Below are 12,697 nucleotides of genomic sequence, written 5' to 3' on the forward strand. Positions count from 1 at the left end.
GGTCGCGGACCGGGACCTCGCGTGAGCCGGACGCCGTCACCGAACCGATCTTGAGTCGATGTCGATTGCCGACGGTCCCGTCATTCAGCGATGCTCGGCGCCGGACGGGCTGTCCGCCGGGAGGCAGTGACCCGGACGTAGCTGCGGGTACCGTCGGGCGCGACGACGTACAGCCCGGCCGCGCGTGGCAGGACGACGTCGGAGCGGTGGCCTCGCGGAGGCCGGGCGAGGTCGAGTGCGCGCAGGCGAGCCCAGAGCTGCCAGACGTACAGCGCCGGCCCGGCCCAGGCCGCCTGCCCCGGCTCGGTCTCCAGCTCGACCAGGAGCGACCACCAGCCGTGCTCCGCGTCCAGTGCGCGCACCCCCTTGTCGAACATCACCGCCGCCCGGGTCGGCGACATGACGCCGATAACCAGACCCGAGGTCAGGAGTCGTCCCAGGAGGTGGCCGAGAGGCATCTCGGCCGGGTAGTCGAGGCCGGGCAACGCGGCGAGGAGCAGGTCGTAGGCGCAACCCGTGTAGAGCGAGGATGCGACCCCTGGGCCCGTCGCGGTCACATGTACCGACAGCACGGAGTCGTCCCGGCCGTCCGGCCCGGATGCGCCCGAGGGGGGGTCCTGCTCCGGGTCGAAGAGCGTCAGGTGGACGGCCGGCGGACTCGCGGGGCCTAGGTCGGCCACAACCGCCTGGAGTCCCACGTAGATCCTGCCCTTCATGAGGGTGTCGCCGGCCAGCGCCGCCAGCAGCCCGCCATCAGGCCGGGCCCGCAGCATCTCCACCAGTTCGCGGCGGCGATCCCCCACCACCGATGCCCTCTCCGGCAGCCTCCACCCGGTGGCCTGCTGGTGGGCCGCGAGGACGGTCTTCGCCTCTCGCGCGGCCTCACTGTCACCGGCGACCGCAGCCGCCACGGCGGACAAGGGCACGGCGTCGACCGACCGGAGAAACCAGGGACGCTCCACGACACACTGGTGCAGGGCCTGCGCCAGGAGCTGCACCACCGCCTCCCGGTCCGGTCTGGTGCTGCGATCCACCCACGCCGTCAGGTGCTCGGCCCACTCCTGACAGGCCGACCACCAGCCGTCCAGGCCGCTCCTGTCGAACTGCCCCCCGTCCTCCTGGAGCATCACCAAGACCGTCCATGGCCACCCGGAACCGTCGTGAGCACCGCCCGCCCGGCGGTGCTCCGGAACCGCCGCCAACGGGCTGACAGTCCCAAGTACGTCCCACCGGTGCGCGGCCCGGCGACCAGATGCTGGATCATGTCCCCCTCGCCTCAGCCGGAACATCCGGCGTGGCCACCGTAGCGCGGGCAGTCGCCGGTTACCGGCTGGACAAGTACGCCCGTCGTACCGATCTTGTCGAGCCATCCCGCCACCGCGACCGTGGCGATGAGCCACACCACGAAGGCGCCGAAGAGCCCCGCGAACACGAGGAACCGGCCCACCACCTCGGCTGCTGTCATTCGCGTCACCGGCCCCATCACGCGGCAGCCTTGCCGCTGGGCACGTCCTCGACTCGCAGAAGCCGTTGCAGCTCGTTCTTGCGGACCCGGTACTCCTTGCCGAGGTGGATCACGGCGCACGGGTACTGGCCGGTCCTCGCGAGCCTGTACCCCGTCGTACGGCTGAGCGACAGCAGCGCGTTCGCCACCGGCAGCGGGATGGCCGGCGGCAACGCGGCGAACGCGCACTGGAGGCCCGTGCCGTCCAGGCCGAGGAGGCGCAGAAGCTCGGCCGTCACCACCCTGTGGCCGTCACCGACCTGGATGGTGGCGCAGGGGTACTCGCCGTCCCGGGCCATCCGGTAGCCCTTGGTCCGGCTCAGGGCGAGCAGGCGGTTGGCGTCCGTCAGCAGCATGGCCGGAGGGAGGGCCGCGAGCGCTTCCCGCGAGTACCGCGCTTCACCCAATGCCTTCACTTCCCGCATATCGACCTTCCCGACGCTGCACGTTCTCTGTGAGAGAAACATCTATCACGACTTCCACCAAAGAAGCATTCCGCAAGTTACACTTCTCTCATGACAACGCAGCCCACCATCCCGGACCTCACCGCTCGCTTGGGCGTCGCGGTGAAGGCCGCCCGCGGCGCCGCCGGCCTCAGCGCACCGGCCCTCGCCGCCGCCTGCACCGAACTGGGAGTACCGACCGCCGCGAACGCGGTCAACAAGATCGAGACCGCCCGCCGCGAGTCCATCAAGCTGGAGGAGGCCATCGCCTTCGCCATCGCCACCGGCGTGCCGCTCGTAAGCCTCCTCGTCCCTCTGGACGGCGAGGCCGAGGTCGACCTCCTCCCCAACCTGAGACTGCCGGTCTGGGAGGCCGCGACGCTCATCACGGGCGAGGACTACGCCGACGGCGCCGCCCCCGAGGACCGACCCCGCGCCGTCCTCACGGTCTTCCGCGAGCACGCCGTCGACGTCCGCACGGCACTCATCTCGACCCGCGAAGCACGCGACCGACGCTCCCAGGCAGCCCACCACCACGTCGGCTCCGATCGCTACCAGCAACTGTCACGCCAGGCAGCCGAGTTCGAGCGAATCGCGACCGAGGACTGCCAGCGGCTGCGGGACACCCGTGCCCGCATGCGCGCGCAGGGGCTTCACCCCGCCCCGCTTCCGGCCGCTCTGGCCTTCATCGCCCCCGACGAACAGGAGGACACCACCTGAAAGGCTCCATAACCCGGCGCTGCTCGTGCCGGAACCCCGCCACCGGGGCGCACTACTACTCCGCCTGCCCGAAGCTCAGCTCCCGCAAGCACGGCGTCTGGTCCGTGCGCCAGGAGGTCCACCCGGACGAGGACGGGAAGCGGCGTACCTTCCGCCGCTCCGGCTTCTCCGGAGTCGACGCCGCGCAGAAGGAGCTGGACCACGTCCGCGCGCTCCTAGCGCTCGCGCCCAAGGACGACCCGGATATCCGCCGGGTCGTCAGCGACATGATCATGGCGTGCGTCCGGACCAAGTCGGACCTCCCCGACGTCGAGGAGACCAGCCGGAAGGTCAAGGCCGGCCACAGCCTGACCGTGGCGATGACGGTCGCCGAGTGGCTCGACATCTGGCTCGCGGGCCGGAAGAAGCTCCGCCCGACCGGAGTCGCCCGCTACGAGACGGATATCCGCGTCCACCTCAAGCCCCACCTGGGTGCCCTGCGGCTGGACCGGCTGCGGGTCGAGCACCTGGACTCGATGTTCGAGTCGATCAACGACACGAACGAGGAGATCGTCGAGCAGAACGCCCAACGGCGCCAGGCGGTCAACGACCTCAAGCTGGTCGTCGGCCGTGCGGCACGGCGCGCGGCCAAGGCCGCCCTCGCGGAGATGCCCCCGTTCCGCCGCATCACCGGCCTGTCGACCCAGCAGCACATTCGTGCGACGCTGCGGGCGGCGCTCAACGTCGCCATCGCGCGGCAGCTGATCACCTTCAACCCCGCCGCCCACGTCGAACTCGAGACCGCCCCCAAGCCCAAGGCGCTCGTCTGGACCGCCGCGCGCATCGCCGAGTGGCGGCGCACCGGTCTCAAGCCGTCCCCGGTGATGATCTGGACCCCCGCCCAGGCCGGCCACTTCCTCGACTCTGTCGAGGAGCACCGGCTGTACGCCCTGTGGCACCTCTACACCTTCCGCGGTCCGCGCCGCGGCGAGGGCGTCGGCGCAAGGTGGGTGGACTTCGACCAGGAGTCCCAGAAGCTCACCGTCGAGACCACCCTCGTCCAGCTCAACTGGGAAGTGCTGGAGGGAACGCCGAAGACGACCAGCGGCTCACGCGAGATCAGCCTCGACGGCGACACCACCGGGTCGCTCGTGGCCCACCGCCACCAGCAGAAGCTGGAACGGCTCAAGTGGGGGCCGGCCTGGGTCGACACCGGCCGCATCTTCACCGCCGAAGACGGCACCTGGCTCCACCCGGCCTGGGTCAGCGAGGAGTTCCAACGCCTGACCGCCGCCGCCGGACTTCCTCCCGTCCGCCTCCACGATCTGCGCCACCTCGCGGCCACCCTCGCGCTGCTCGCCGGCGTGGACATCCGTGTCGTGTCGGAGATGCTCGGCCACAGCGACACCTCGATCACCCGCGACACCTACCAGACGGTGCTGTCGGAGGTGGCCCGCGACGCCGCCGAAGCGGTCGTCGTCCTGGTTCCCCGGCGGCGGCGCACGGTCCCCGGCGCGGGCGCCGCCTGAGCCGCCCGGTGATCGTCCTGCCGCCGCAGCAGCAGTAGCTTCACACCCTGACCGTCGCCAGCGGCCAGGGCCAGTCAGCGCCCCGGCGCCCGCCCGTCTCCTGACCAACGGAGGACCATGTCCACTCCCCCGCCCACCCTTCCCACCGCCGCCGAGCTCCGCAGGCTCCTGACCGACCCCTCGATCCCCGAGCAGGCCCGGCTCCTAAGCTGGACACTCGCCCACCGTGCCCCCCGCTCCCTGACCTTCGCCGAAGCAGCTGCCCTCGCAGCAGCCCGCTGCCCCGACCCGCAGACTGCAACTGACTGACGCCTTGCCGAACTGAACCCTGCTCGCCCCGTGTTCCGCCACCGGCCCTGGACGACAAGGAGCCCCCTCTGGTGAACCTCCGCCAAGCGCACGCCATCATCATCACCGGCGACCAACTCGCCGCCCTGGCGCCCGACCTCGCCTTCGAGCTGTGGCCGCACGACAGCGGCCACCCCACGTCCACCCCCGGCTTGCCCGACCACATCTCGGGGCACCTCGAAATCCCCGACGCCACTGGCGCATGGTCCCGCGGTCACTACGACCTGACCATTAGTCCGGGCCCCGCCACGAACGAGGTCACCGTTCTCCTGGAAGCCGCTTCCGACGACGACCTGGGCAACGGCGTGCTGGTGAACCTCACCGCGACCGTCGGCACCACGAGCGAAGCAAGCGGTGCCCCGTTCCGCCCTGTTGGGGCTGACCTGGCGCAGACGGTGATCGACGCGATCCGTGAGCGGGAGGCCCGACGGCCCCGCTAGACCGGCGGCGGGTACAACCCCGCCTATCGCGGACTGTGGGCGGCTCGAAGGACTACCAGAGACGCCAACAGGATGAGCGCGACGTGGTGGTGGTGGAGCGGCTCGTCCCGGAGATCGTGTAGCTCCGCGTTGCGCAGGTTCAGCCCCTCCTTGGGGTCGGCGAGCAGCAGGCGGAACGTGGTCTGCCAGCCGGCGTCGAAGCCACCGTCGACCATCTTGTCGATGAGCGTGCCGAGCTGGTCGACGACTCCCTTCGCCGACTGGATGATCGGGACACCCATGCTCTTGAGGTGCCGGCGCAGCACGCCTTCCAGAAGCGGCAGGGCGGTCTTCGCCGCTGTCGGCTCCCGGTACCAGTACGCCCGGAACGCGCTCGCCAGCTCGCGCATCTTGGCTGGCGGGGCGACCTCCTCGTGGGTGAGGACCTTCGCGATCTCGGCGTCGCTCGGGTCGAAGCGCCTCCAAATACAGTCGAGTTGGTGTGCGGCGAGCAGGCCGGCAAGTTCCATCCGGACGATCCGGAGGTCGTCGCTGGGGTCCTTCTCGATCGCGTCCACGTGCGCCAGGACCGGCCCGGCGAGGTTGAGCCGGTTGGTCGGCAGCCGGAGGAACCCATCCTTCAGCTCGTCCTGCTGGTCGGCGTCGGTCGCCGACTCGTCGCCGACCGGAGCGGCCCAGGAGGCGACGGCCCAGAGGGCATCGGCAAGGCTCGCGGCCTGCGCGACATGCCGCTTGCAGGCTTCGAACACCTCCGTTGGCAGGTCGACCGCCGTGGTGACGGTTTCCAGCTTCAGATCCTGGCTGGTGAGCTTCTGCTGCTCGATGCGCACCTTGTCGTAGAGGTCGCTCCTGCCACTGTCCCTGGCCATCACGGCAGCGGTGTGGAGGAGTAGGAGCTTGTTGAGCCCGTCCTCGGTGGCCGCGGTGTCGAGAAGGGTCTCGACCCGTCGGCGGTCGATCGACTGACGTGCGCTCTCGTCGGCTTCGAGGGAGCGCAGGTCGGCGAGGAAGTCCAGCTGGTGATGGGGGTTGTCCTTGAAGGTCTCGACGGCCTTCTCCACCACGGGCCGGACCGACTGCTTGTACGCCTTCCGCTCCAGCAAGGGGTCGATCAGCAGGCCCACGAGCCCCGGCGCCGGGTCCGAGCCGTCGAGCGACTCCTCCGCCATGGCCTGCATGTCCGTGACGATGCCGCTCGCCAGGTCCTTCTGCCCGGCCGACACGGCGAGGAGGAAGGCCCGGACCAGGCTCTCGCCCGCTCGCCAGCGACCGGGTACGACTTCATGGGCGGCGGCGAACCACTCGGAGGACTCGCGGTAGTCGGTGATGGCCGCTCTGATGTGCAGATGCCGTTGGCCGTGACCGGCTGCGGCGAGCAGATCGTGAAGGTGGGCCCGCACACCGGGGTGCTCGGCGGTGTCGGCGTAGGTTGCCCAGACCTCCAGCGTCTCGGCCGGCACCTTCTCGATCTCGGCTGGCCAGTGCTCAGGAGTCGCGCCCTGATAGAAGCCGATGAAGGTGCCGTCCAGGCCGAGCCGGTAGTTGACCGCTGCCACGAGGGCCTCGACCTTGATCGAGTCCTCCAGCGCGGCGGATGCCAACGCGGCCCCCAGACGATTCGCCAGCTGGTCGAACGACACGAACCCTTCAGCTGCACGGTCCAGCGCAACAACGACCGGATCAGGCATCGACGGTCCCTCCCTCGCAGGAATCTCACGCTGTGTAACGAGGGTCGGGGCGTCTCCGTTCCGCCCACCGCAACACGACGGCGATCTGCCGAGTACCCCCGCGACACGGCCCCGGACAACCGGGCACCCCTTGGGCACTTTCATGTCGTGCACATGCCATTTTGAACCCTGGCGGCAGCGTCTAACTTGACTGCGAACATGCAAAAGGCCAGGTCACGGGGCGTGTGACCTGGCCTTCTTGGGAGCCGCCTACGGGATTCGAACCCGTGACCTACGCATTACGAGTGCGTTGCTCTGGCCAACTGAGCTAAGGCGGCACCGCTGCCACGTGTGGTGGCAACGCGGGTCAGTCTACACAGGTTCGCAGGTGATCCGTAGCCGGGGCGGTGGGGCTGGGGTGGGGCTGGGGCAGGGGTGGATGGTTTTCGCTTCAATCGATCGCCGGTGCGACGTTACGATGAGCGCCCCCCTGCCAGCCCTCCCCACTCCCGGAGCCACCGTGTTCGGTGTCAACGACCTGGCGACGTACGTCCTCGGCGCCCTCGTCATCATTCTGCTGCCCGGCCCCAACTCGCTGTACGTGCTGTCGGTCGCCGCCCGCAAGGGCGTCCGGACCGGGTACCGGGCGGCGGCGGGGGTGTTCGTCGGCGACCTCACGTTGATCAGCCTGACCTCGCTGGGGGCGGCCTCGTTGTTGAAGGCCAATCCGGCGGTGTTCGCGGTGGTGAAGTTCGGCGGTGCCGCGTACCTGCTGTGGATCGGGTTCGGGATGCTGCGGGCGGCCCGCCAGCTGTGGCGCGAGCGCCGGGCGGAGGCCGATTCGGTGGGCGGCGCGGAGGCCGTGGAGGAGGCGGGTGAGCGGCCGTTCCGGCGGGCGCTGGTGATCAGCCTGCTGAACCCGAAGGCGATCCTGTTCCTGCTGTCGTTCTTCACCCAGTTCGTCGACCCGTCCTACGGGCAGCCGGTGCTCTCCTTCGCGCTGCTGGGCGGGATCCTGCAGAGCTTCAGCATGCTGTACCTCTCGCTGCTGATCTTCGCGGGCACCACGCTGGCGACGGCCTTCCGTCGCCGCCGGCGCCTGTCCGCGACCCTGACCAGCGGTGTCGCCGTCCTGTTCGCGGGCTTCGCCGCGAAGCTGGCGGTCTCCTCCGCCTGAGCGCGGGTCCGCCGGGGCTACCGGTCGCAGCGCTTGCCCTGTTCCGGCGCCTCCCCGGTGAGCAGGAAGTGGTTGACCGCGCCGTCGACGCAGCTGCTGTGCCGCCCGTACGCGGTGTGGCCGTCGCCGTCGTAGGTGAGCAGGCGGCCGGATTCCAGCTGTCCTGCCAGTGAGCGGGCCCACTCGTAGGGGGTGGCCGGGTCGCGGGTGGTGCCGATGACGACGATCGGGGCGGCGCCGGCGGCGCGGATGGTGTGGGCCGCGCCGGTGGCCCGGACGGGCCAGTAGGCGCAGGTCAGGGCCATCCAGGCCATGTCGCGGCCGAAGTGCGGCGAGGCGCGTTCGAAGTCCGGCACCGCCCGCTGGACGTCCTCGGGCGAGCGGAACGGCGCGGGCAGGTCGAGGCAGTTGACCGCCGTGTTGGCGAACATCAGGTTGGGGTAGGAGCCGTCCGCCTCACGCCCGTAGTAGGCGTCGGAGAGCTTGAGCAGCCCGGTGCCGTCGCCGGCCTTGGCGTCGGTGAGCGCGGTGCGCAGCTTGGGCCACAGGAACTCGGCGTACATGGCCTGGACGACGCCGGTGGTGGCCTGGGCCTCGGTGAGCCGGCGTCCGTTGTCGGTGCTGGGCAGCGGGTGGGCGTGGACGGTCGCGAGCAGGGCGGTGAGCTGGTCGCCGACCTGCTGTTCGGTGCGGCCGAGCGGGCAGTCCTCGCGCTTGGCACAGTCCACGGCGAAGGCGGCCCAGGCGGTCTCGAAGCCGCCGGCCTGGGTGCGGTTGCCGGTGACGGAGTCGAGCGCCGGGTCCATGGCGCCGTCCAGCACCACCCGGCCGACCCGGCTCGGGAACAGGCCCGCGTAGGTGGCGCCGAGGAAGGTGCCGTACGACTTTCCGACGAAGTTCAGCCGCTCGTCGCCGAGCAGGGCGCGCAGCACGTCCATGTCGCGGGCGGACTCGACGGTGCTGAGGTGGCCGAGCGCGGCCCCGGCCTGCCTCCGGCAACCTTCGGCGAACTCCTTGTCGACGGCGACCAGCGCGTCGACCGCCCCCTGGTCGCCCGGGGCCAGGTCGGCGGCGGTGAAGGCGTCCATCCGCTCGCCGTTCAGGCAGCTGACCGGGTTGCTGCGACCGACCCCGCGCGGGTCGAGGCCGACCAGGTCGTACCGGGCGCGCACCGTGCGGTCGTACGTCCCGGCGACGGCCTCCAGGTACTCGACCGCCGAGCCGCCGGGGCCGCCCGGGTTGAGCAGCAGCGAGCCCACCCGGGAGGTGTCGCCGGCGCCACCGGGATCGCCGGGCCGGGCGGCGGCGCGGGCGGCCGAGAGGGTGAGCTCGCCGTCACCGGGGTGGTCGTAGTCCATCGGGACCCGGAAGGTGGCGCACTCGAAGCCGCCGTCGCACGACTGCCAGGCCGGGTGCTGTGCGTAGTACGGCGCGAGCGCGGTCGGGACGGCTGCGGGCAGCGGCTCCAACGGGGTGGCTGCCATGCCGGCACCGTCACCACCACCGGCACCGGCACCACCGGCCCGCGCACTCGCCCCCGCCCCCGCACCGGCACCCGCACCCGCACCCGTCGAGTCGGAGGAGGCCTGCCCGGACGCACCGGCCGGACCGGACGCACCCGACGCACCGTTCCCGCCGGCCGGCCCCGAGGAACCCCGGCCGCACCCGCCCGCCGAAGCCGCCAGCAGCCCGACCGCGAGCACCACCGCAACCGCCCGCAACCGCGCGAAGCCCCTCATCCGCTTCCTCTCCACCCACCACTCCGGGGCCACTCCGAGCCCGCCGGGACCACTCCGAGCCCACTCCGAGAAACGCACGCGAACGAAGAAACACCGCTGCCCGGCACCCACCCCGGGCACCGGGCAGCGTAACGCCGGCTCGGCCGGCGCTCACGACGCCCCGACCAGCGTCGCTCAGGAAGCCTTGGCCAGCGCCTCGGCCAGGAACTGCGCCGCCTGACGGACCAGTCGCAGCCGCTCCCGGTCCACCGAGTAGTCCTGCACGTTGTCCGAGATCCGCACCTCGGCCTTGGCCGCCGGGCCCGGAGCGGCCTTGAGCGAGGCCTGCAGCTTGCGGGCCGCGTCGAGCCCGGCGGCGTCGCCCTTGGCGGCGGCGAGCAGCAGCTTGGCCGCGCTGCCCGCCGGGGCCTCGGCGCCGGTCTGGGTGAGCGCGGCGGTGTCGTAGCGGCCGGAGACGGCGGCGGCCGCGCCGTACAGGTCCGGGCGGGAGAGCCCGGCCGCGGCGGCGCACGGCGCGCCGCCGTCGACCCCGAGGGTGCCCCAGGAGGCCGGGCCGGGCGGGAGGGTGCGGAAGGAGGCGGCGATGGTGGTGCGCAGGGCCGCGTCGTCGGCGACGGCGGCCGGGGCGGCGGCGACCAGTTCGCAGGGGTGCGCGGTGCCGTTCGGCGCCTCGGGGGCGACCAGGATGAACGGGCGGGCGCGGCCGGCCTGCAGGGCGGCACCGACGCCCTCGAAGACGTCCGGGACCTCGGCGTCCGCGGTCTTGCGCGGGGTGGCGGCGTGCATCACGACGACCGGGAAACGCGCGTTGGGCTCCTTGGCGTACTGCGCGGGCAGCCAGACCCGGACGTTGCGCGGCTTCCCGTCGGGGCCGAGCACGGCGGACTGCAGCAGCTCGCCGCCGCCCGGGTGCCCGACGCTGTCGAAGCGGCTCACCACGGCGGGGGCGGCCGCCGACGCCGTGGCACCCGCCGCACCCGCACCGGCCGCACCGGCCGCACCCCCCGCGCCCGCCGCACCAGGAGACGCCGCCGCACCCGCACCCGCCGCCGACTCGGTGGCGGCGGGCGGCGCCGCCTGCTGTCGGCCCGCCGCACCCGCCACACCCGCCGCCCCCGGCGCGGAGCCCGACCAGGCCCCGGCGGCGGCCGCGTCCACGGCCGATCCGGTCCGGTCCGTCGGGGAGGAGGTGTCGCGCCCCAGACCGCCGAACGCCCCGAGCGCGGTCAGCAGCGTCAACGCGGTGACGCACACCCCGCAGACCATCGCCCCGCCCGCCCGGACCAGCATCGGCCACCGGTCACCCGCCAGCTCGTAGGTCGCGGCGGACTGCAGGTCGCGCCAGCGCTGGAGCGCACCGCGCGCCAGCCAGAGTCCGCCGAGGGCAGCAGCCAGCAGGGGAATGACGAGGAGCGGACGAACCACGGAACGCACCACCTCGGGACGAGGGCCGGCGCCGGACCGGACCCGGTGCCGTGCGGGGGGCGACCGCTCCGGCGGCGGACCCTCCCGGCGGGGAGGACCGGGGGTACGGCCGGGCGCAGTCGGCCCCCAGCGTGCACAACGGGCACGCCGTCACACGCGGGTGTGCCCGGCGAGTATCGCCCGTTCACTCGAAGGTGGGACGCCGGACCGGTCCCCGGCGCCTCCGGGCGGCGTACGGGCCCTGCTCCACCCCCGCCGGGACCGCCCCTCAGCCCGCCCCTCAGCCCGCCCTCAGCCCGCCCGGAGCGCCATCGTCATCGCCTCGACCGCCAGCAGCGGGTCCACGTTGCGGTCCAGCGCCACCCGGCAGGCGAGCACCGCCTCGATCCGGCGCAGGGTGTTCTCGGCCGTCCCGTCCTGGGCGACCCGGTTCAGCGCCTGCCGCTGGTCCTCGTTGGCGAGCGCACCGGTGGAGCCGAGCTGGATCGCCAGCACGTCCCGGTAGAACCCGAGCAGGTCGAGCAGCGCGACCCCGAGCGTCTCCCGGCGGGTGCGGGTGGCCCGGCTCTTCTGCCGCTTCTCCAGCTCCTTGACGGCCCCGGCCATGCCGCGCGGCGCCTTGCTGCCCTCGGCGGCGCCGTAGGCGGCCTTGAGGTCGTCGGTCTCCTTGGTGTCCTGGGTCTCGGCGAGGGCCTCGGCGTCGGCCTTGGCGGTGTCGACCAGGCGCTGGGCGGCGGTCAGGCAGCCGCCGATGTCGGCGACCTCCAGCGGGATCCGCAGCACCTCCGCCCGGCGGGTGCGGGCCTGCTCGTCCACGGCGAGGCGGCGGGTGCGCTCGATGTCGCCCTGGCCGGCGAGCGCGGCGAGCCGGGCGGTCTCCGGGTCCACGCCGTCGCGGCCGACCAGCATGTCGGCGACCGCCTCGGCGGCGGGCGTACGCAGCACCAGCAGGCGGCAGCGCGAGCGGATGGTCGGCAGCACGTCCTGGACGGAGGGGGCGCAGAGCAGCCAGACGGTGCGCGGGGACGGCTCCTCCACGCCCTTGAGCAGCGCGTTGGCGGCGGCCTCGGTGAGCCGGTGGGCGGCGTCCACCAGGATCACCGACCAGCGGCCGCCGGTCGGGTAGCTGGAGGCGCGCAGGACCAGGTCGCGCATGTCGCCGACGCCGATGGACAGACCGTCCGTCCGCACGTACTTGACGTCGGCGTGGCTGCCGGCCAGCACGGTGTGGCAGCCGTCGCAGAACCCGCAGCCGGGCGTGCCGCCCAGTGCGAGGTCGGGGCTGGTGCACTGGAGGGCGGCGGCGAAGGCGCGCGCGGCGGTGACCTGCCCGGCACCGGGCGGGCCGGTGAACAGCCAGGCGTGCGTCATCAGGGAGGCGTTCCCGCCCTGGTCGGCGGTGGCGCCGCGACCGGCCTCGACCGTCGCCCAGGCCGCCCGGGCCGCGGCGGTCAGCTGGTCGACCACCCGATCCTGGCCCACCAGGTCGTCCCAGACGGCCACAGCTGCTCCCAAGCTCCGTACGGCAGCGCGCCAGGCGCCGATTCCCCGCCGTCGAGCATACGTCTCCGCTCCGACAGCCACTGCTCCGTCCGAGGCACACCGGGCCGCGCACGACGGCCGAACCACGGCCGAACCACGGCCGAGCCACCGCCGGACCCCAGCCAAACCACAGGCGGACGACAGACGGACCACAGGCGGACCACATCCGACAGCCGCCCGCCCC

Annotated in this window: 11 protein-coding genes and 1 tRNA gene; 4 read left to right on the forward strand and 8 right to left on the reverse strand. The window is 72.6% G+C overall.

Annotated features, from left to right (window positions below; genetic code table 11):
• Positions 1-80 precede the first annotated feature (80 nt).
• From AB0F71_RS02505 to AB0F71_RS02515, 3 genes are all read right to left on the reverse strand, one after another.
• Complete coding sequence (locus AB0F71_RS02505) at positions 81-1,127, reverse strand: hypothetical protein (protein ID WP_360226906.1); 1,047 nt, start codon at positions 1,125-1,127, stop codon at positions 81-83.
• A gap of 149 nt (positions 1,128-1,276) precedes the next feature.
• Positions 1,277-1,465 carry a hypothetical protein gene (locus AB0F71_RS02510; protein WP_360226909.1) on the reverse strand — a complete coding sequence of 63 codons (189 nt, stop codon included), beginning with the start codon at positions 1,463-1,465 and terminating at the stop codon, positions 1,277-1,279.
• 17 nt (positions 1,466-1,482) lie between these two features.
• Positions 1,483-1,860 (reverse strand): hypothetical protein, encoded by a 378-nt coding sequence (locus AB0F71_RS02515; protein ID WP_360226912.1) that lies wholly within the window; start codon positions 1,858-1,860, stop codon positions 1,483-1,485.
• A gap of 159 nt (positions 1,861-2,019) precedes the next feature.
• Here AB0F71_RS02515 and AB0F71_RS02520 point away from each other — a divergent pair, with 159 nt between their 5' ends.
• From AB0F71_RS02520 to AB0F71_RS02530, 3 genes are all read left to right on the forward strand, one after another.
• On the forward strand, positions 2,020-2,667 hold the full coding sequence (locus AB0F71_RS02520) for an XRE family transcriptional regulator (protein ID WP_360226915.1): 648 nt from the start codon (positions 2,020-2,022) through the stop codon (positions 2,665-2,667).
• A 104-nt stretch (positions 2,668-2,771) separates the two neighbouring features.
• A complete protein-coding gene (locus tag AB0F71_RS02525) occupies positions 2,772-4,175 on the forward strand; it encodes a tyrosine-type recombinase/integrase (protein ID WP_360226918.1) in 1,404 nt (467 codons plus the stop codon).
• A 380-nt stretch (positions 4,176-4,555) separates the two neighbouring features.
• A complete protein-coding gene (locus AB0F71_RS02530; protein ID WP_360226921.1) occupies positions 4,556-4,963 on the forward strand; it encodes a hypothetical protein in 408 nt (135 codons plus the stop codon).
• A gap of 23 nt (positions 4,964-4,986) precedes the next feature.
• Here the strand turns inward: AB0F71_RS02530 and AB0F71_RS02535 are convergent, their stop codons facing one another.
• Both AB0F71_RS02535 and AB0F71_RS02540 read right to left on the reverse strand, forming a co-directional pair.
• A complete protein-coding gene (locus AB0F71_RS02535) occupies positions 4,987-6,651 on the reverse strand; it encodes a hypothetical protein (RefSeq protein ID WP_360226924.1) in 1,665 nt (554 codons plus the stop codon).
• Positions 6,652-6,894: 243 nt separating this feature from the next.
• A tRNA-Thr gene (locus AB0F71_RS02540) sits at positions 6,895-6,968 on the reverse strand.
• A 182-nt stretch (positions 6,969-7,150) separates the two neighbouring features.
• On the opposite strand from AB0F71_RS02540, the gene leuE reads away from it, so the two are divergent.
• Positions 7,151-7,807, forward strand: coding sequence for a leucine efflux protein LeuE (gene leuE / locus AB0F71_RS02545; RefSeq protein ID WP_360226927.1), 657 nt, complete (start codon positions 7,151-7,153; stop codon positions 7,805-7,807).
• 17 nt (positions 7,808-7,824) lie between these two features.
• On the opposite strand, the gene AB0F71_RS02550 is transcribed toward leuE, so the two are convergent.
• The 3 genes from AB0F71_RS02550 to AB0F71_RS02560 all read right to left on the reverse strand — a co-directional run bounded on the left by AB0F71_RS02550 (position 7,825) and on the right by AB0F71_RS02560 (position 12,474).
• The gene (locus tag AB0F71_RS02550) at positions 7,825-9,291 is read right to left on the reverse strand and encodes an alpha/beta hydrolase (RefSeq protein WP_360226930.1); all 1,467 of its coding nucleotides are present in this window, start codon (positions 9,289-9,291) and stop codon (positions 7,825-7,827) included.
• Positions 9,292-9,720: 429 nt separating this feature from the next.
• Complete coding sequence (locus AB0F71_RS02555) at positions 9,721-10,971, reverse strand: hypothetical protein (protein ID WP_360226933.1); 1,251 nt, start codon at positions 10,969-10,971, stop codon at positions 9,721-9,723.
• Positions 10,972-11,262: 291 nt separating this feature from the next.
• Entirely contained in the window at positions 11,263-12,474 is a 1,212-nt protein-coding gene (locus AB0F71_RS02560) for a DNA polymerase III subunit delta' (RefSeq protein WP_360227691.1), read from the reverse strand.
• Between the last annotated feature and the right edge of the window lie 223 nt (positions 12,475-12,697).

The organism is Kitasatospora sp. NPDC028055 (assembly GCF_040637885.1).
In the GTDB taxonomy this organism is placed as follows: Bacteria; Actinomycetota; Actinomycetes; order Streptomycetales; family Streptomycetaceae; genus Kitasatospora.